Source organism: Paraburkholderia sp. MM5384-R2, assembly GCF_014201025.1.
GTDB lineage: Bacteria > Pseudomonadota > Gammaproteobacteria > Burkholderiales > Burkholderiaceae > Paraburkholderia > Paraburkholderia tuberum.
Window position 1 is genome coordinate 1 of the sequence record NZ_JACHDI010000026.1, and the last position, 17498, is coordinate 17498.

A 17498-nucleotide genomic window follows, 5' to 3' on the forward strand; every position below is an offset into this window, starting at 1 on the left:
GGCCCATTCCATTCCTCGTTTAGTGCGCGACGCCCCTCGCAATCTCACGCCACATAGCTCGCGATGACAAACCTAATTTAGACCGGGACGTAACAGTCGCCCCCTTGCACAAGCATGCGGGGCTCACGGTCGGTCTCGCCTTGATCGCCGTCCGCCGCGATCTCGCGATGATACCGGAACATGACTTGCTGAACGAACTCGAGGGGGCCACGGCTTCGCAAGCCCCCTTGATCGAAGCTCTAAACAATCTGGAGCGCTCAGGCGCATGCTCGTTCAATAAGGCGGCGCCTGGAAATGTGCAAGCAAGGCTTGTCGATGCTTCGATTGTCTGTGTTTCCGACCTTGACTTTCCGCTGCCGTTCGCGTGTTTTCGCCATCGGGCCTTTCCGCGTCTGAGCAAAGCCGCACTGCACGAAGCAGGGGCGACTTACTTCGCGGAATTCGATGTACTCAGGATCGCAAAATGGGCGCGCGGAACCATTGACGACGATCCTGTCGAGTTTACCGCCGACATTCATGCCACTCTCGTTCGACTCACCCGACAATGAAGTCAAGCAAACTATATGGAACCAGCCTCGGAATCGCTGGTGGCGTGCTGCTTAGCACCGACGCGCTCCTCATCAGGCTCATGCACCCCGAGGACGCGTGGGAAATCGTTGTCATGCGCGGCCTCCTGATGTGGACCGCCTTCGTGATGATCTACTACCTGGTGCCGCGTTGGCGGCCCTGGATCGGCAAACCGTGGCTGACACGCCAGAATGTATGGCCGACCTTCTTCTTTGCGATTGCGTCAACGACATTCGTCAACGCAATCGCGAGCGGGGAAGTCGCGTCCGTACTCGTGATCATCTCATCGACGCCGTTCCTTTCCGCGCTTCTTGGTCGTGCCTTCTTTTCGGAGTCTATCGATCATGCGATGTTGGCCACCGCGACACTCGCCATGGGCGGGGTCGCGTTGGTGATCGACGACGGGCCAAGAGGCGGCGCATTCGCTGCAAATTGCTTTGCTCTTACCACTGCGGTGTCAATGGCACTAGCATTCCTGTGTTCATCCCGTGTGGAAGGCGGCAGTGTTGGTCTACCTTCGCTTGGCGCGCTTGTCGCATCGTTGCTGGTGATCGTCAGTCAGCCTGCGCTCGCAAGCAAAATACCGGTTTTGCTGATTTCCGAGCGCGCAATCTGGATGTTGTTCGAGGGCGCATTCGTCATGCCGTTATCGCTCGGCTTGCTCACGCTCAGCGCGCGCTTCATTCCAGCAGCCAATGCGGCGCTGTTCCTGCTCCTCGAAACGGCACTCGCGCCGCTATGGATCTGGATTGCATTCAACGAAAGACCTGCCCTTCAAGTCGTCGCGGGCGGTGCCGTGACACTGAGCGCGGTATTGATTCATGTCGTGCAGGTGAGGCAGCGCTCAGATCTGCGTGTGGCAGGCGATTGCTAGGCCTCGTTCACATTCGCTGAAGTGTTAGCCTGCGTACCGGGCTGCATCTGGCAGTGGATGCAGCCCGCAGGCCGTTATCACTGATCGTGACGGAAGGTCACGTCCACGATATCTCGTGCGCGAAGGAGCTTGTCGACCCTCCGCGACAAGCCTGTCATTGCCTATTTGAACCCCGCCACCGCATGCGGCACATACAGTTCTTCGAGCCGGTGAATCTCTTCGTCACCGAGCTTCAACGAGAGCGCCGCAACCGCATCGTCGAGATGATGCAGTTTGGTCGCACCGACAATCGGCGCGGTAATCGGCTTCTTCTGCAGCACCCACGCTAGCGCAACCTGCGCGCGCGGCACGCCGCGCTCTTTCGCGATCTCGCTGACCCGCTCGACGATACGCCGATCCGCTTCCTGCGTGTGCGCGTACAGCGTGCGGCCGAATTCATCGGTTTCCGAGCGCGCGCTTTCGGTGTCCCAGTCGCGCGTCAAGCGTCCGCGGGCAAGCGGACTCCACGGAATCACGCCGATGCCTTCGCTTTCGCACAGCGGCAGCATTTCGCGCTCTTCCTCGCGGTACAGCAGATTCACGTAGTTCTGCATCGTCACGAAGCGCGTCCAGCCATTGCGCTCGGCCACCTGCAGCGCCTTGGCAAACTGCCATGCGTACATCGACGACGCGCCGAGATAGCGCGCCTTGCCGGCTTTCACGACATCGTGCAGCGCTTCCATCGTTTCTTCGATCGGCGTGCCGTAGTCCCAGCGATGGATCTGATACAGGTCGACATAGTCGGTACCGAGCCGCCGCAGGCTGTTATCGATCTCCGCCATGATCGCCTTGCGCGACAGCCCCGCGCCGTTCGGGCCCGGATGCATGCGGCTATTGACCTTGGTGGCGAGCACGATCTCATCGCGCTTCGCAAAGTCCTTCAGCGCACGGCCGACGATTTCCTCGCTGGTGCCGTCCGAATAGACGTTGGCCGTGTCGAAGAAGTTGATTCCGTGATCGAGCGCCTGCTTGATGAAAGGCCGCGCGGCTTCGTCGTCGAGCGACCAGGGGTGCGTGCCGCGCGAGGGTACGCCATAACTCATACAGCCGAGACAGAGACGCGATACATCGAGGCCGGTGCGGCCGAGTTTCACATAATCCATCGTGTTGCTCCTATAGTGAAGCGCACAAACCCGCTGCGAGGGAAGGAAGTTCGATTATAGGGAAACGACGGCAAGCGCGTCGTCACAGGCCGCACCGCTTTCGATCGCTTCAATGCGAATGCGCCCGCGAAGCCACTTCGCGGGCGCATGACGGCGAGTGCCGTGAACGACAGGCAACGCTCAATGCTGTACCGGGCGATACGGTGTCCACACGGGCGTGTCGGTATTCCAGTTGTCGAGTTCCGATGGTGTCACGATGTGCTCCTTGATGAAGAGACGCGCAGTTTTGCGCCGCAAGCGCGCCGGGTTCTGAATCAACTTCTTCTAACTCGTTACTGGCCCTTCGCAATGCGCGTCACTTCGTCGTTCGTTCCTTCCTGCAACGCGATGCGCGCGGCTTGCGTCTGGCCGATCAGGCCTTTGTCCGGATACGAGGTGCGATTCAGCGAGGGCAGCGAGCCGTCGCGATACGCGGCGACCAGTTCGGCCTTGACCTCGGCGCGTGTCTTCGTGTTCGCGCTCGGCGCCGGTTGCGTGTCATACGTTCCCGCGCGGCCGATACCGCCGCCGCCTTGCGCAAATGCCGGAACGCTGACGAGCAGCGACAGAGCGAGGCCTGCCAACAGATTGCGTTTCATGATTCACTCCTGTCGATTCATTGGCAGCGCGATGGCGCTGCGACAGGGTGAAATGTAGACGTCGACGCGGTGTGGATAAATCGCGGTTTTGCGAAATGAATTGTCGTGATTCGGGAACAATCGCGAGCGAGGCTTCACCGGGGCTGTGCGATTGCACAGCTGCCGCGGCATTGGCGCCGCGGCTGGAATTCACTGTTTCACTTCCCGTACTTCATGCGACCCATTCGGTCATCACCGGCGTGTCGAGTGCCGGCGCTGACTCGCGCTGCTCGAGCGTGCGCTTCGTGCAGGTGGCGTCGAGAGTGCCGCGTCCGCTCAGCAATGGGCAACGATCGAACAGCTCCGCGATCCAGTCTACGAAAACGCGGACTTTCGGCGACAGATGACGACTGTGCGGATAGACTGCCGAAATCGGCATCGGCAAGGGTTTCAAGTCCGGCAGTACTTCGATGAGCTGACCCGAGCCCAGATGCGGCAGCACCATGAAGCGCGCCGGCTGAATCAGGCCGAAGCCTTCGAGTCCGCAGGTCACGTAGGCATCCGCGTCGTTGACCGACACGATGCTTTTCATCTTCACTTCCACTTCGTTGCCGTTCACCAGGAACGCCCAGTCGAGCGTGCGTCCCGTGCGGCTCGAGAAGTAGTTGACGGCTTTGTGATTGTCGAGATCTTCGAGCGAAGCGGGCACGCCCGCGCGCTTGATGTAGTCGGGCGACGCGCAGGTCACGCCCTCGAACAGACCGATGCGGCGCGCGACCAGCGACGAATCCTGCAACGCGCCGACACGCACCACGCAATCGACACCTTCTTGCAGCAGATCGACGGGCCGGTCGGTCAGGCCCAGTTGCAGATCGATGTCCGGATAGCGCGTGTGGAATTCGCACAGCGACGGAATGACGAGCAGACGGCCAATCGAGCCCGGCATGTCGATGCGTAGCTTGCCGTGCGGCTTCTTGTTGCCGCTCTGGAAACTCGCCTCGGTTTCTTCGACGTCCGCGAGGATGCGCACGCAGCGCTCGTAGTACGCGGCGCCATCGGGCGTCAGCGACAGACGGCGGGTGGTCCGGTGCATCAGCCGCGTGCCGAGAAACGCTTCGAGGTTCTGAATAATCGTAGTAACCGATGCGCGCGGCAGGTCGAGCGTTTCCGCTGCGCGGGTAAAGCTGTTGGTGTCGACGACGCGCGTGAACACTTGCATGGCCTGAAGCCGGTCCATTGCAAACCTCCAGAAGGGGCAGGTGCACAGGCGGGAATGGAGTCCGCGAAAACAATCAAAACGGGATTGTTCAAAGGCACCGAATTGTGTTGCCGGATTATAGGCATTTATTTGCGAGTCTGCCGAACCCACAATTCGCACCATTGAAGTTCTATGCGCATTTGCGCGGCTCGACATGGATGCATTCAAATCGCCGTACCCGCCTTTTTCCACCGGCGTTTCCGCCGACGACACTGGCGCTGAGGCCAATGACCCGACACTTGAAGTCACCGACGTGGATATCGATGGGTACGCTCAACCCATTACGTTGCGGCTGTATCGGCTGACGAAAAAAACCGCGTTGCCGGTGCTGCTTTATTTTCACGGCGGCGGTTTTACGAAGGGTTCGATCGAGTGCGCGGACTTCGCCGCGCGGTATTTCGCAGAACACTTACCGGCGCTCGTGGTGTCGGTCGGCTATTCGCTCGCGCCGCGGTTTCCGTTTCCGGCCGCGCCGGAAGATGCGCATCGCGCGGCGCTGTGGGTGCAGACGCGGGCGCGGGCGTTTGGTGGCAATAGCAGAAAGATCGGCGTGGCCGGCCATGACGCGGGCGGCCAACTCGCCAATTGTCTCGCGTTCATCGCGCGCGATCGTGGCGACGTGCCGATCAGCGCGCAGGCGCTGTTCGGCCCGATGCTGGATCCGAGCCTGACGCGGCTCGGCGACGAGCAGCGGCTCGGTTCCGACATCACCGCGCGCGAGTGCGCCGCGTGTTATCGCGCGTATCTGCCGCAAGCGTCTCAGCGCATGCATCCGTATGCGGCGCCGCTCGAATCGTCGCGGCTCGCCGGCTTGCCGGCCACGCTGATCGCGACCGCGCAGAACGACGTGCTGCACGTCGAGGCCGAGAAGTATGCAAGCAATCTGATCGACGCGGGCGTGCAGACCCAGGTGGTGCGCTTTCCGAGCGTGTCGCACGCGGCGCTCGCCGATCATCCGCCCGCTTTGCAGGAAGCGGTGCGCTTTTTCCAGTGGCGCTTCGACGCGCGCGCTCATCGATAAACAGAAATTCAATCAACGATACCGGGAGCTACACATGACTATCCTTCCTCTTTCCCGCCGCCGCGTGGCGTTAGCCGCCGTGGTCGTCGTCGTCCTTGCCGGGCTTGGCACGTTCGGCGCGATTCGTGTCGATGCGAGCTCGCCGGCCGCACCCACCATCGTGCCGGAAGTAGACGTGGCGACCGTCGTGCAGAAGACGATCACCGACTGGCAGTCCTATTCGGGCCGTCTCGAAGCCGTGCAGAAGGTGGACGTGCGTTCGCAGGTGCCGGGCACGATCGTGTCAGTGAACTTCAAGGACGGCGCGCTCGTGAAGCAGGGCGACACGCTGTTCGTGATCGATCCGCGTCCGTACGCGGCCGAAGTCGATCGCGCACAAGCGCAGCTCGCGGCCGCGCAGGCACGCACCGGCTACACGCAAAGCGACTGGGAACGCGCGCAACGGCTGATCGTCGACAACGCGATCGCCAAACGCGACTACGACGAGAAGCAGAACGCCGCGCGCGAGGCGAGCGCGAACCTGAAGGCCGCGCAAGCCGCGCTGGAAACCGCGCGCATCAATCTCGGCTACACGAAGATCGTCGCGCCGGTGTCGGGCCGCGTGTCGCGCGCGGAGATCACGGTCGGCAACGTAGTGTCGGCGGGCGCCAGTTCGGTGCCGCTGACCACGCTCGTGTCGGTGTCGCCGATCTACGCGTCGTTCGACGCGGACGAGCAGACCTACCTGCAATACCTGAGCCGCGCGAAGGACGGCAGCAAGGTGCCGGTCGAACTCGGTCTCGCCGATGAATCCGGCTACTCGCGCAGCGGCACGATCGAGTCGGTCGACAACCGGCTCGACACATCGTCGGGCACGATCCGCGTGCGCGCGAAGTTCGACAACGCGGACGGCGCGCTGATTCCGGGCCTCTACGCGCGCCTCAAGGTGGGGGGCAGCGCACCGCATCCGGCGCTGTTGATCGACGATGCCGCGGTCGGCACCGACCAGGACAAGAAGTTCGTGCTGGTCGTCGATCAGGGCAACCACGTCGTTTATCGCGGGATCACGACGGGTTCGATGCAAGGCAATCTGCGCGTCGTCAAGGATGGCTTGAAGCCGGGCGATCGCATCGTCGTCAACGGCGTTCAGCGTGTGCGTCCCGGCGATACGGTCCGAGCGCACATGGTGCCGATGACGACCGACGACGACCCGAACAGCGCAGCGCTCGCGCAGTCGCGGGCCAAGGCCGAGGCCGGCGCGAAAGGCAATTCGTGAGCCGCATGCTCCAACGCGCATGCTCCAACGTTAAGAGCTTCCAATGAACATATCCAAATTCTTCATCGATCGCCCGATCTTCGCAGGCGTGCTATCGGTATTGATCCTGCTCGGGGGCATCATCTCGCTGTTCAAGCTGCCCATTTCCGAGTATCCGGAAGTGGTGCCGCCTTCGGTGGTGGTGCACGCGCAGTATCCGGGCGCGAATCCGAAGGTGATCGCCGAAGCGGTCGCCGCGCCGCTCGAAGAGCAGATCAATGGTGTCGAGAACATGTTGTACATGCAGTCGCAGGCGAATAGCGACGGCAATCTGACGCTGACGGTCACGTTCAAGCTCGGCACCAATCCCGACCTCGCGACGCAGCTCGTGCAGAACCGCGTCAATCAGGCGCTGCCGCGTCTGCCGGAAGACGTGCAGCGGCTCGGCGTGACGACGATCAAGAGTTCGCCGACGCTGACGATGGTCGTGCACCTGATCTCGCCGAACGATCGCTACGACATGACGTATTTGCGCAATTACGCGCTGCTCAACGTGAAGGATCGGCTCGCGCGGATCCAGGGCGTCGGCGAAGTGCAGCTGTGGGGCTCGGGCGATTACGCAATGCGTATCTGGCTCGATCCGCAGAAAGTCGCGCAGCGCGGTCTCACGGCGACCGAAGTCGTCAATGCGATCCGCGAGCAGAACATCCAGGTCGCGGCGGGTGTGATCGGTGCGTCGCCGTCGGTACCGGGCACGCAATTGCAGTTATCGGTGAACGCGCGCGGCCGTTTGAAGACCGAGGGCGAATTCGGCGACATCATCGTGAAGACCACGCCCGACGGCGGCGTGACCTATCTGCGCGATATCGCCCGGATCGAGCTCGCGGCGTCGGAATATGGTCTGCGTTCGCTGCTCGACAATAAGCCGGCGGTTGCGCTCGCGATCAACCAGGCGCCGGGTGCGAACTCGCTCGCGATTTCAGAGCAGGTGCGCGCGGCGATGAAGGAACTCGCCGAAGACATGCCGGCCGGCGTCGAATACCGGATCGTCTACGACCCGACGCAGTTCGTGCGTTCGAGTATCGAGGCGGTGATCCATACGCTGCTCGAAGCGATCGCGTTGGTCGTGATCGTCGTGATCGTGTTCCTGCAGACGTGGCGCGCGTCGATCATTCCGTTGATCGCGGTGCCGGTGTCGATCGTCGGTACGTTCTCGCTGCTGCTTGCGTTCGGGTTTTCGATCAATGCGTTGTCGTTGTTCGGCATGGTGCTCGCGATCGGCATCGTGGTCGACGATGCGATCGTCGTGGTGGAGAACGTCGAGCGCAACATCGAGAGCGGGCTCAGTGCGCGCGAGGCGACCTACAAGGCGATGCGCGAAGTGAGCGGGCCGATCATCGCGATTGCGCTGACGCTCGTCGCCGTGTTCGTGCCGCTCGCGTTCATGACGGGTCTCACGGGCCAGTTCTACAAGCAGTTCGCGATGACCATCGCGATCTCGACGGTGATTTCGGCGTTCAATTCGCTGACGCTGTCGCCGGCGTTGTCCGCGCTGCTGCTGCGCAGCCACGGCGAGAAGGAAGACTGGCTGACGCGTGTGATGAACCGTGTGCTCGGCGGCTTCTTCAAGCGTTTCAACAAGGTCTTTCATCGTGGTTCGGAAGCCTACGGCCGCGGCGTGACAGGCGTGCTGCGTCGCAAGGGCGCGATGCTCGCGGTGTACGCGATCCTCGTCGCTGCAACCGTGCTGGTGGCGCGGGTCGTGCCGGGCGGCTTCGTGCCCGCGCAGGACAAGGAGTATCTGATCGCGTTCGCGCAGTTGCCGAACGGTGCGTCGCTCGATCGCACGGAGAGGGTGATCCGCGATATGAGCGCGATCGCGCTGAAGCAGCCGGGCGTCGAAAGCGCGGTGGCCTTCCCTGGTCTGTCGGTGAATGGCTTCACGAATAGTTCGAGCGCGGGCATCGTGTTCGTCACGCTGAAGCCGTTCAAGGAGCGCGGCAGCAAGAAGCTCTCGGCAGGCGCGATTGCCGGTGCGCTGAACCAGCAGTACGGCGCGATCAAGGACTCGTTCGTCGCGGTGTTCCCGCCGCCGCCGGTGCTCGGGCTCGGCACACTCGGCGGCTTCAAGATGCAGCTCGAAGATCACGGCGCGCTCGGTTACGCGGAACTCAACAAGGCTGCCGAAGCATTCGTGAAGCGCGCGGCGCAAACGCCCGAACTTGGGCCGACCTTCTCCAGCTATCAGATCAACGTGCCGCAGCTGAACGTCGATCTCGATCGCGTGAAGGCGAAGCAGCTCGGCGTGTCGGTCACGGACGTGTTCGACACGATGCAGATCTATCTGGGCTCGCTGTACGTGAACGACTTCAACCGCTTCGGTCGCGTGTATCAGGTGCGCGTGCAGGCGGATGCGCCGTTCCGTCAACGCGCCGACGACATCCTGCAACTGAAGACGCGCAACGCGGCGGGCGAGATGGTGCCGTTGTCGTCGCTCGTCACGGTGACGCCGACCTACGGACCGGAGATGGTGGTGCGCTACAACGGCTACACGGCCGCCGACATCAACGGCGGCCCGGCGCCCGGCTTTTCGTCGGGGCAGGCGCAGGCCGCGGCCGAACGCGTGGCCGCCGAGGTGCTGCCGCGCGGCGTGAAGCTCGAGTGGACCGACCTCACGTATCAGCAGATCCTCGCCGGCAACGCGGGCATGTGGGTGTTCCCGATCAGCGTGCTGCTCGTGTTCCTCGTGCTCGCCGCGCTGTACGAAAGCCTGACGCTGCCGCTCGCCGTGATCCTGATCGTGCCGATGAGCGTGCTGTCCGCGCTGACCGGCGTGTGGCTCACCGGTGGCGACAACAACATCTTCACGCAGATCGGTTTGATGGTACTGGTGGGCTTGTCCGCGAAGAACGCGATCCTGATCGTCGAGTTTGCGCGTGAGCTCGAACACGACGGACGCAGTCCGCTGCAGGCCGCGATCGAAGCGAGCCGTCTGCGTCTGCGGCCGATTCTGATGACGTCGATCGCCTTCATCATGGGCGTGGTGCCGCTGGTGATGTCGAGCGGTGCGGGCTCGGAGATGCGTCACGCGATGGGCATCGCCGTGTTCTTCGGCATGCTCGGCGTCACGCTGTTCGGCCTGATGCTGACGCCTGTGTTCTATGTGGTGCTGCGTTCGCTCGCGGGCGGGACGATTCACGTCGCGCAGAAAGATGCGCCGCGCTATGGCGCGCCCGTTACGGACGCCTGAGGAGAAAACAACAATGAAACGCTTTGAATCTCGCTTTGTATCTTTGCGCGGATGGGGCCGCGCGGCCGCGAGCGGTTTGCTGATCGCGCTGCTGGCCGCTTGTTCGGTCGAGCCGACGTACAAGCGGCCCGACGTCGATACGCCGGCGGCGTTCAAGGAAGCGCCCGCGATGGCGACGTCGGCTGCGGCGGCGTCGGGCGTGGCGGCTGGTTCGGCCGCGTCGGCGCAAAACGCCGGCACATGGAAGCCGGCCCAGCCCGCCGACGACGCCCTGCGTGGCGAATGGTGGAAGGTGTTCGGCGACCCGCAGCTCGACGCGCTCGAAGAGCAGGCCGCCGCCGCGAACCAGGACCTGAAGGCCGCAGCCGCGCGCGTGCAGCAGGCGCGCGCGGTCACGCAGGCGGCGAAGTCCGACTGGTTCCCGAAGCTCGACGCGGGCTTCGGCCCGACCCGGGAGCGTGCGTCAGCGGCGTCGCAATTCCAGCCGGACAGCGCGGGCGGCACGACCGGCACGATCTGGCGTGCGCAGGTCGGCGCGTCGTATGAAGCGGATCTGTTCGGGCGGGTCAGCTCGAACGTGAACGCGTCGCGCTCGGACGAGCAGCAGAGCGAAGCGCTGTTTCGCTCGGTGCAACTGTCGTTGCAGGCCGATGTCGCGCAGAACTACTTCCAGTTGCGCGAGCTCGACACCGACCAGGATCTGTATCGCCGCACCGTCGCGTTGCGCGAGGACACGCTGAAGCTCGTCGAGCGGCGCTTCAAGGAAGGCGATATCAGCGAGCTGGATCTGTCGCGCTCGCGTAACGAGCTCGCGAGCGCGCGTGCCGATGCGGTCGGCGTCGCGCGGCAACGGGCGGCCTCGGAGCATAGCCTCGCGATTCTGCTCGGCAAGCCGCCCGCGGATTTCTCGTTCGCGGAAGAACCGCTCGCGCCGGTGGCGGTGCGCGTGCCGCCGGGTTTGCCGTCGGCGCTGCTCGAACGCAGGCCGGACATCGCGGCAGCCGAACGCGCGATGCAGGCAGCGAATGCGCGCGTCGGGCTCGCGAAGTCGGCGTTCTTCCCGAAGCTCGACATCACGGGCGCGTTCGGCTTTGAATCGGCGACGCTCGGCGATCTGTTCATGTGGTCGAGCCGCGCGTTCATCCTCGGCCCGCTCGCGGGTACCGCGCTGACGGTGCCGATCTTCGACGGCGGCCGCCGCAAGGCCAATCTCGCGCAGGCCCGTTCGAAGTACGACGAGGACGTCGCGCAATATCGCCAGCAGGTGCTCGTGGCGTTCCGTGAAGTCGAGGACAATCTTGCCGATCTGCGCTTGCTCGACGATCAGATGCGCGAGCAGAACGACGCGGTCGATGCGTCGCAGCGCGCGGCGCATCTGTCGCGCACGCAGTACACGGAGGGCGCGGTCAGCTATCTCGACGTGATCGATGGCGAGCGGCAGGTGCTGCAGTCGCAATTGCAGGCGAGCCATCTGGCGGGCACGCAGGCGGTCGCGACCGTGAATCTGATTCGCGCGCTCGGTGGCGGTTGGGGCGATGTGACGGCGGGGGATACGGCGGTGGGGGCGGCGCCGGTGCCGGTTGGTGCTTCCGGCGGCGCGGCGGCTTCGCTGGCTGCGGCTTCCGGCTCTGCGGCCGGAGCCGCATCGGTTTCAGCGCAGCAGCAGGTGGCGAAGCGTTGAATTCCTAAGCCTGTTGGCAAGCGCTTCATCGACCTCATCAACGACGCTTGGCATTCTCGGCGCGACGGTGATGCCGCATAACCTGTATCTGCACTCGTCGATCGTGCAGACCCGCACGGTGAAGCGCGATCCGGCCAGCATCCGCTCCGCGATAGGCATGTCGCGCATCGACACGATCGCAGCGCTCGTGATCGCGGCCCTGATCAACAAGGCGATCCCGATTCTCGCGGCCGCCGCGTTTTACGCGACGGGCCACGACCAGGTCACGCGGATCTGCATCGCGCGAGCGCTCGCGCTGATCCCGGCGCTGATCGGTGCGCGGATGCTCGGCAATGGCGCGGTTGGCCAACTGCTCGTCGCGAGTCAGGTCGTGCTGAGCCTGCAACTGCCGTTCGCGCTGTATCCGCTGATCCGCATGACGAGCGACCGATCGCTGATGGGCGAATTCGCCAACACGCTGCCGACGCGCCTGCTCGTGTGGACGCTGTTTGTTGCGATCAGTGCGGCGAATCTGTGGCTCGTTGCCCAGACGGTGGGGCTGGCCGGTTGATCTGAATGACCGGTATTCGGCACGCCGGTTTGCCCGGCGCGAAGGCGAAAAAAAACCGCGCAGTTCAATCACTGCGCGGAATCATGTGAGCTTCGGTTTGAATCGGGTCGAGCGCGTCTCGCGACGGCGAATCGATCGGTCAAGCGGCCTGCGCGACCTGCGCCGCATCGAGCGCTTCCCGGCGCGCGGCTGCTGCCTTCTTCGTCTTGCCGGCACGCGACGGCGGCTGGCAGGCGCCGCACACGACGTTGTGCTGCAGGTCGTGCTTGTGCGCGACGAACTTGCCGGTACAGCGGCAGCATCTGGTCAACTGCAGGATGTCGGCGTCGAAGAAACGCACGAGCGTCCACGCGCGCGTCAGATCGAGCACCGGCTCGGTTTCGCTGTGCTGACAGTGTTCGAGATACAGCCGATAGCCCTTGGTCAGCGCATCCAGATGCGAGCAGCGCGCTTCGTTTTTGAGGAACAGGTACGTGTTGTAGAACAGCGACGCGTGAATGTTCGCGAGCCACGTCATGTACCAGTCCGCCGAGAACGGCAGCATGCCCTTGGGCGGCGATACGCCCTTGACCTCGCGATACAGGCGGATCATACGGTCGCGCGACAGCGTCAACTCGCTCTCGAGCACCTGCATGCGGGCGCCGAGCTCGATCAGTGCGATCGCGCGAAATACTTCCTGTGCATCTTCGGTCAGGCTTCGCTTGAGCATTGCAGTCACCTCGATCAGGCAAATTGCTCGGCGGGCTGGCCTGCAAGCAGGATCGCCGTGTGGGTCGGTGCAATTGCGGTGTGCTTCGTCGTTTGCGTCAACGCCGACAGCATCGCGTGGTCGTTGAAGCGGAAGAAGCACAAAAGCTGGTCGGAAGCGGCCAGCTTGACGATTTGCGCGAGCGACAGCCCGGCAAGCAAGTCAGCCAGTTCCGACGACAGTCCCAGCCGGAACATTCCGACCGGTTTATCCTCGCGCAACATGCGTTGCGCGAGCATGATGTAAGACAAGTTGATCTCGCGGATTGAATCCAGCGTCTCGCTGCTACGGTCCATTTTGTCTGTTTCCGAAGCCCCGAATTACTATGTCGGCTTTGCGCCGTTATGTCTTTTCTGCCTCGCCGGCAACGTGGCCTCCGGCTAGATGTTGCTACTTGCTACAGCCAGCTAACATTTGATACATGACGTTACATTTCGTAACAGCTCGGGACGAATTGTATGAAGGCTAAAACCAGAAATCAATCCCTTCTCAAAAAAATATCTCAAAAAACTACATCATTTTTCGGTAAGTTTTTCACGGCATTGTAATGAATGATGCCAAGTGAATCTATAACGTTTCGACACTGGCTTCTAATCCATGAAAACCCTTGCTGGATGGGCAGTCTGCGCGATTGTCGGAGGCGTGCGTCCGCACCGCGCGGCGATCGGTAAACTTGTTTTTGATTAGAAAGGAACAGATAGCGATGGAATGGACGGTAATAAATACTCGTGCTGGGTGGCGCGTGAGGGGCGGATGGAGCCTGTAACCGTATGAAGCGTCCCCCGTTACAAACTACGCAAACGAGGGCCGGATTTGTAACGGCTCGATGAGGATGGTCAGCCGGTCTGTCGCACGCGTTCGACCCTGAGACCGAACAGCGGTCGCAGACGCGTACCGATCACGTTGCGGACGGAGGCTGCGAGAAGCCAGTGCCGTGCAGGCTGTCTGACACGATGTCGGTGCAATAGGACGACATTACAACGTTGCCCACGGTTAGCTGCACCTGTCGCAAACCGTCGACGCGCGCCGCGCGCGTCAGCAACTCGCCGAGCAGTGCGCGCCCGACCCCGCGACCAGCCGCTTCCTGTGCGACATACATGCCGACCACGGTCGCCTTGTGCCGCTCCTTGTGGGCTTTATTGCGCAGCAGACCGACGACGCCGATCAGCGGAGCGTCGGCCGACGCATACGCGCCAAGCAGAAACGAGCCTTCCATCTTCGAGCCCTGCAGTGTCACGTCATGCTGCCCGGCGCCTTTCGCCAGCGCTTCGTCGTGGCTTTGTCCGAACGAAGCGGGGTGCGCCTTCAGCCCGCGCAGGCGAAGCTGGAAATAGGCGTCCCGGTCGGCGGGTCCGAGTTGGCGGATCAGCAGGGTGTCGGCGTTGACGGACATCTCACTTGTTCATGGTGAGTGGAGTGGAGGTACGCGAGCGGCTAGCCGCGCTGGTGTTCGGCAAATTCGCGCAGCGCCGACGCGGTTTGCCGATCCGCCGGAAAGAACGCCTCGATGGCGAGTTCCGACAGCGTAACGTCCACGGGCGTGCCGAACACCGTGGTGGTGCTGAAAAACGACAGCACGCCAAGCGGCGTACGCAGCCGCAATGGCACGGCGATCTGGTTGAGGACTGCATCGTCCAGCGTCGAGGCGTCTGCATCCGGCGGCGCGGGGTAGCCGGCCAGTTCGTCGCGCAGTGCGCTCAGCGTGTCGTCGCCGCTGACGTCGATCTGCCGTTGCAGGCGGCCCAGCACATGCTCGCGCCACGCATGCCAGTTGACGATCGACGCCGCAATGCCTTGCGGATGCAGACTCAGGCGCAGTGCGTTGACCGGTGGCTTCAACAGTTCGGGACTCGCGCCGCTCAACAACGGCGCAATCGCATTGTTGGTCGCGACGATGGTCCAGTGCCGGTCGATCGCGAGGGCCGGGTAGGGCTCATGTCCTTTGAGCACCAGTTCGACGGCTTCGCGCGCGGCGGCGAGCTGCGGGTCGGAGAGGGGACGTTCGCGGAACAGTGGCGCGTAACCGGCCGCGACCAGCAGAGCATTGCGCGCGCGCAACGGCACGTCGAGGCGCTCGGCGAGATGCATGACCATTTCCCGGCTCGGTAGCGCGCGCCCCGATTCGACAAAGCTCAGATGGCGGGTCGAAATGTCAGCCTCCGTGGCGAGCAGCAACTGGCTCATGCGCCGCCGCTGCCGCCATTCGCGGAGAAGTTCGCCGACCGCCCGAGTGCCGATCGGCGCGGATGATGGAGCCGCTTGTGCAATAGAGAGTGTGTTCATGCCACCGATCATAGTCAAAGCGTGCAAGCAATCGATTACCTGAGAGGTAATGCCCCGCCAATTTCAGTCAACGAGACGCGTGCCCGGCTCAGGCGGCAGCCAGGCGCAACGGCACGGCGGTGAATTTGACGCCGATCGCACTCGCCAGTTTGAGGACCGTGTCCATGCGTGGCTTGGAGCCGGGCGCGAGTGTCTTGTAGAGGCTCTCGCGGCCCAGGCCCGCTGCCGCGGCGATCTTCGTGATGCCGCGTGCCTTGGCGATATCCGCGATGGCGGCGAGCAGCAGATCGGAGTCGCCTTCGTCGAGGGCGGCGTTCAGATAGGCCGCGACCATTTCGTCGTTGTCGAGGTACTTCGATGCGTCGAAGCGTGCCGTTTTGATCTTGCTCATGACCGTTCCTTTCTGATGGTTGTCCACATTGCTCCGGCATGCCTGATATCCGCCTGCTGCGTGGACTTGTTACCCCCGCAGAGCAGCAGATACATCATGCGTTCCTCGCGCGCGTAGTAGACCCGGTAACCCGGCCCGCAATCGATGCGCATCTCGAACACGCCGTTTTCCAGCAACTTCGCGTCGCCGAAAAGCCCGCGTTCCGCGCGGCGGATCCGCACGAGAATTTGCGCCTTCGCCTTGATGTCGGTGAGGCCGTGAAGCCAACGGTCGAACTCTTCGGTGCAGTTGATCGTGTACACGCGCGGTGTTTCGATCTGCGGATGATTGTATCTTCGGGGATACGGTCGTGCAAGCGAGAAAAGCGTCTCGATAAAGCGGTCCAAGCGGTCCTCCTGTTCATTGCATTGCCCGCCTCGCGATGTGGTCGGCGGGCTTCGATGAGTCACTTGAGGTTAGCGGTGCGAAGGTTTTTTGACGACTCGGCCGAATGACCTATTTGGCGAAGGCTGCATCCGCTTGATTACCTCTCACGTAATCGACGCAATGCACGCGAGCCGTCAATCTTCATTCCGAGCCCGCCGCATGCGATGCGCATGCCGCGCGAAGTGCTCAGTCCTGTCAATCGAGGAGTTTGAGATGAATGCGCATACCGATTTGATCGACCGTTATTTCGATACCTGGAACGAGACCGATGGCGCGCGTCGTCGCGAGTTGATCGCGGCAACGTGGAGCGCCGATGCCGACTATCGCGACCCGCTGCTGGCGGGCGCGGGCCACGATGGCATCGACGCCATGATCCGCGCGGTGCATGAGCGTTTTCCGCATCACACGTTTCGCCGTACGACCGACGTCGACGGCTTCGCGAATCGCCTGCGCTTCTCGTGGGCACTGACGACCCCCGCGGGCGAGGCGATCGTGAAGGGCTCGGACTTCGGCGTGGTGGACGCGCATGGGCGTCTGCAAGCGGTCACCGGTTTTCTCGACGAACCCCCCGGCGCCGCCTGAGGCGTTTTTCACGGAGACGATCATGCATGAGCCCGTCGCTGCCAAGCCCGCCCAAGTCCATCTCGCGTTGCTGCGCGTCGCGGCCGCGCTCGATGCGTTATCGAGTGCGATCGCCGGTTTCGCGCTGCTCGGCGGCGCGCGGGCGTTCATGTTCATCGCACTGCTCGGTTGGCGCGAGCCGGTGCTCGGCGGCGCGGGGCTGGTGCTGCTCGCTTTGGTCGGATGGCTGCGCTGGCAATGCGGTGCGAGCGCAGCGCCGCAAGACGTCCGGCGCGCTTGCTACAATCGATCGTCGTGCGGATGAAGCGTGACACGCATCGTCTTGCGCAAAGCTCACGACCTCACCCCCTCAGCATGTTCCCAACCGAACGACCTGGAGACCCCGTGCTGAAAAATCTGGACCCGCTACTGAACGCCGATATCCTGCATGCGCTGCGCTCGATGGGCCACGGCGACGAGCTCGTGATCTGCGACGCCAACTTCCCGGCCGACGCCGTCGCGCGCGATACCGTGCTCGGCAAGCCGCTGCGTTTCGACGGCGTCAGTTCGCCGCGCGCGATCCGCGCGGTGTTGTCGGTGCTGCCGCTCGACACCTTTATCGAGCATCCCGCGTCGCGCATGGAAGTGGTTGGCGAGCCGCACACGATTCCCGCGGTGCAGCGCGAAGCGCAAGCCGAGGTCAACGCGGGCGAGGGGCGCGAGGTGCCCTTCGTGTCGATCGAGCGGTTCGCGTTTTACGAGCGTGCGCGCCAGGCATACTGCGTGATCGCGACGGGCGAGGAGCGCGGCTACGGCTGCTTCGTATTCACGAAGGGCGTGTTGCTCGCGCCGGACGCGCCACGCGTATAGTCGCTACCACCTTTCTCGATTCATC

General features: G+C 63.1%; 19 protein-coding genes and 2 pseudogenes. 11 read left to right on the top strand and 10 right to left on the bottom strand.

The features are described from left to right. The first annotated feature begins 53 nt into the window (after positions 1-53). The 3 genes and pseudogenes from HDG37_RS30575 to HDG37_RS30585 all read left to right on the top strand — a co-directional run. A complete protein-coding gene (locus HDG37_RS30575) occupies positions 54-548 on the top strand; it encodes a DUF6024 family protein (protein WP_311541658.1) in 495 nt (164 codons plus the stop codon). After that, a complete protein-coding gene (locus HDG37_RS30580) occupies positions 545-1441 on the top strand; it encodes a DMT family transporter (RefSeq protein WP_184054193.1) in 897 nt (298 codons plus the stop codon). The genes HDG37_RS30575 and HDG37_RS30580 overlap by 4 nt, the downstream gene beginning before the upstream one ends. Before the next feature lie 28 nt (positions 1442-1469). Continuing rightward, a pseudogene (locus HDG37_RS30585) lies at positions 1470-1575 on the top strand (IS5/IS1182 family transposase); the annotation flags it as partial. A gap of 27 nt (positions 1576-1602) precedes the next feature. On the opposite strand, the gene HDG37_RS30590 reads toward HDG37_RS30585, so the two are convergent. From HDG37_RS30590 to HDG37_RS30605, 4 genes are all read right to left on the bottom strand, one after another. Continuing rightward, complete coding sequence (locus HDG37_RS30590; RefSeq protein WP_184054195.1) at positions 1603-2583, bottom strand: aldo/keto reductase; 981 nt, start codon at positions 2581-2583, stop codon at positions 1603-1605. Between the two features lie 180 nt (positions 2584-2763). Continuing rightward, positions 2764-2901 (bottom strand): hypothetical protein, encoded by a 138-nt coding sequence (locus HDG37_RS30595; protein WP_184054357.1) that lies wholly within the window; start codon positions 2899-2901, stop codon positions 2764-2766. 14 nt (positions 2902-2915) lie between these two features. Next, entirely contained in the window at positions 2916-3221 is a 306-nt protein-coding gene (locus tag HDG37_RS30600) for a DUF4148 domain-containing protein (RefSeq protein WP_184054197.1), read from the bottom strand. A gap of 211 nt (positions 3222-3432) precedes the next feature. After that, entirely contained in the window at positions 3433-4437 is a 1005-nt protein-coding gene (locus HDG37_RS30605) for a LysR family transcriptional regulator (protein ID WP_184054199.1), read from the bottom strand. Positions 4438-4612: 175 nt separating this feature from the next. Here HDG37_RS30605 and HDG37_RS30610 point away from each other — a divergent pair, with 175 nt between their 5' ends. The 5 genes and pseudogenes from HDG37_RS30610 to HDG37_RS30630 all read left to right on the top strand — a co-directional run. Next, positions 4613-5479 carry an alpha/beta hydrolase gene (locus HDG37_RS30610; protein WP_184054201.1) on the top strand — a complete coding sequence of 289 codons (867 nt, stop codon included), beginning with the start codon at positions 4613-4615 and terminating at the stop codon, positions 5477-5479. A gap of 34 nt (positions 5480-5513) precedes the next feature. Next, positions 5514-6734: an efflux RND transporter periplasmic adaptor subunit gene (locus HDG37_RS30615; protein WP_184054203.1), complete on the top strand. Its 1221-nt coding sequence runs from the start codon at positions 5514-5516 to the stop codon at positions 6732-6734. Between the two features lie 43 nt (positions 6735-6777). Then, positions 6778-9963, top strand: a complete 3186-nt coding sequence (locus tag HDG37_RS30620) for an efflux RND transporter permease subunit (protein WP_184054205.1) — start codon at positions 6778-6780, stop codon at positions 9961-9963. Between the two features lie 13 nt (positions 9964-9976). Beyond that, entirely contained in the window at positions 9977-11644 is a 1668-nt protein-coding gene (locus HDG37_RS30625) for an efflux transporter outer membrane subunit (RefSeq protein WP_184054207.1), read from the top strand. Further along, positions 11631-12194 (top strand): annotated as a pseudogene (locus HDG37_RS30630) (divalent metal cation transporter); the annotation flags it as partial. The gene HDG37_RS30625 and the pseudogene HDG37_RS30630, both read left to right, overlap by 14 nt. Before the next feature lie 139 nt (positions 12195-12333). Here the strand turns inward: HDG37_RS30630 and flhC are convergent. From flhC to HDG37_RS30660, 6 genes are all read right to left on the bottom strand, one after another. Next, the gene (gene flhC, locus HDG37_RS30635) at positions 12334-12903 is read right to left on the bottom strand and encodes a flagellar transcriptional regulator FlhC (RefSeq protein ID WP_018423439.1); all 570 of its coding nucleotides are present in this window, start codon (positions 12901-12903) and stop codon (positions 12334-12336) included. Positions 12904-12917: 14 nt separating this feature from the next. Then, the gene (gene flhD / locus HDG37_RS30640) at positions 12918-13238 is read right to left on the bottom strand and encodes a flagellar transcriptional regulator FlhD (RefSeq protein WP_090807045.1); all 321 of its coding nucleotides are present in this window, start codon (positions 13236-13238) and stop codon (positions 12918-12920) included. 602 nt (positions 13239-13840) lie between these two features. Next, entirely contained in the window at positions 13841-14335 is a 495-nt protein-coding gene (locus tag HDG37_RS30645) for a GNAT family N-acetyltransferase (RefSeq protein ID WP_260335155.1), read from the bottom strand. A 41-nt stretch (positions 14336-14376) separates the two neighbouring features. Beyond that, entirely contained in the window at positions 14377-15225 is an 849-nt protein-coding gene (locus HDG37_RS30650; protein ID WP_184054209.1) for a helix-turn-helix domain-containing protein, read from the bottom strand. An 88-nt stretch (positions 15226-15313) separates the two neighbouring features. After that, positions 15314-15616 (bottom strand): addiction module antidote protein, encoded by a 303-nt coding sequence (locus tag HDG37_RS30655; protein ID WP_018423436.1) that lies wholly within the window; start codon positions 15614-15616, stop codon positions 15314-15316. Continuing rightward, entirely contained in the window at positions 15613-16002 is a 390-nt protein-coding gene (locus HDG37_RS30660) for a type II toxin-antitoxin system RelE/ParE family toxin (RefSeq protein ID WP_221312187.1), read from the bottom strand. Before HDG37_RS30660 ends, HDG37_RS30655 begins: the two co-directional genes overlap by 4 nt. A gap of 253 nt (positions 16003-16255) precedes the next feature. Here HDG37_RS30660 and HDG37_RS30665 point away from each other — a divergent pair, with 253 nt between their 5' ends. The 3 genes from HDG37_RS30665 to HDG37_RS30675 all read left to right on the top strand — a co-directional run bounded on the left by HDG37_RS30665 (position 16256) and on the right by HDG37_RS30675 (position 17473). Then, complete coding sequence (locus tag HDG37_RS30665; protein ID WP_184054211.1) at positions 16256-16624, top strand: nuclear transport factor 2 family protein; 369 nt, start codon at positions 16256-16258, stop codon at positions 16622-16624. A gap of 22 nt (positions 16625-16646) precedes the next feature. Next, positions 16647-16928: a hypothetical protein gene (locus HDG37_RS30670; RefSeq protein ID WP_184054213.1), complete on the top strand. Its 282-nt coding sequence runs from the start codon at positions 16647-16649 to the stop codon at positions 16926-16928. 80 nt (positions 16929-17008) lie between these two features. After that, positions 17009-17473: an RbsD/FucU domain-containing protein gene (locus HDG37_RS30675; protein ID WP_184054215.1), complete on the top strand. Its 465-nt coding sequence runs from the start codon at positions 17009-17011 to the stop codon at positions 17471-17473. Positions 17474-17498 lie beyond the last annotated feature (25 nt).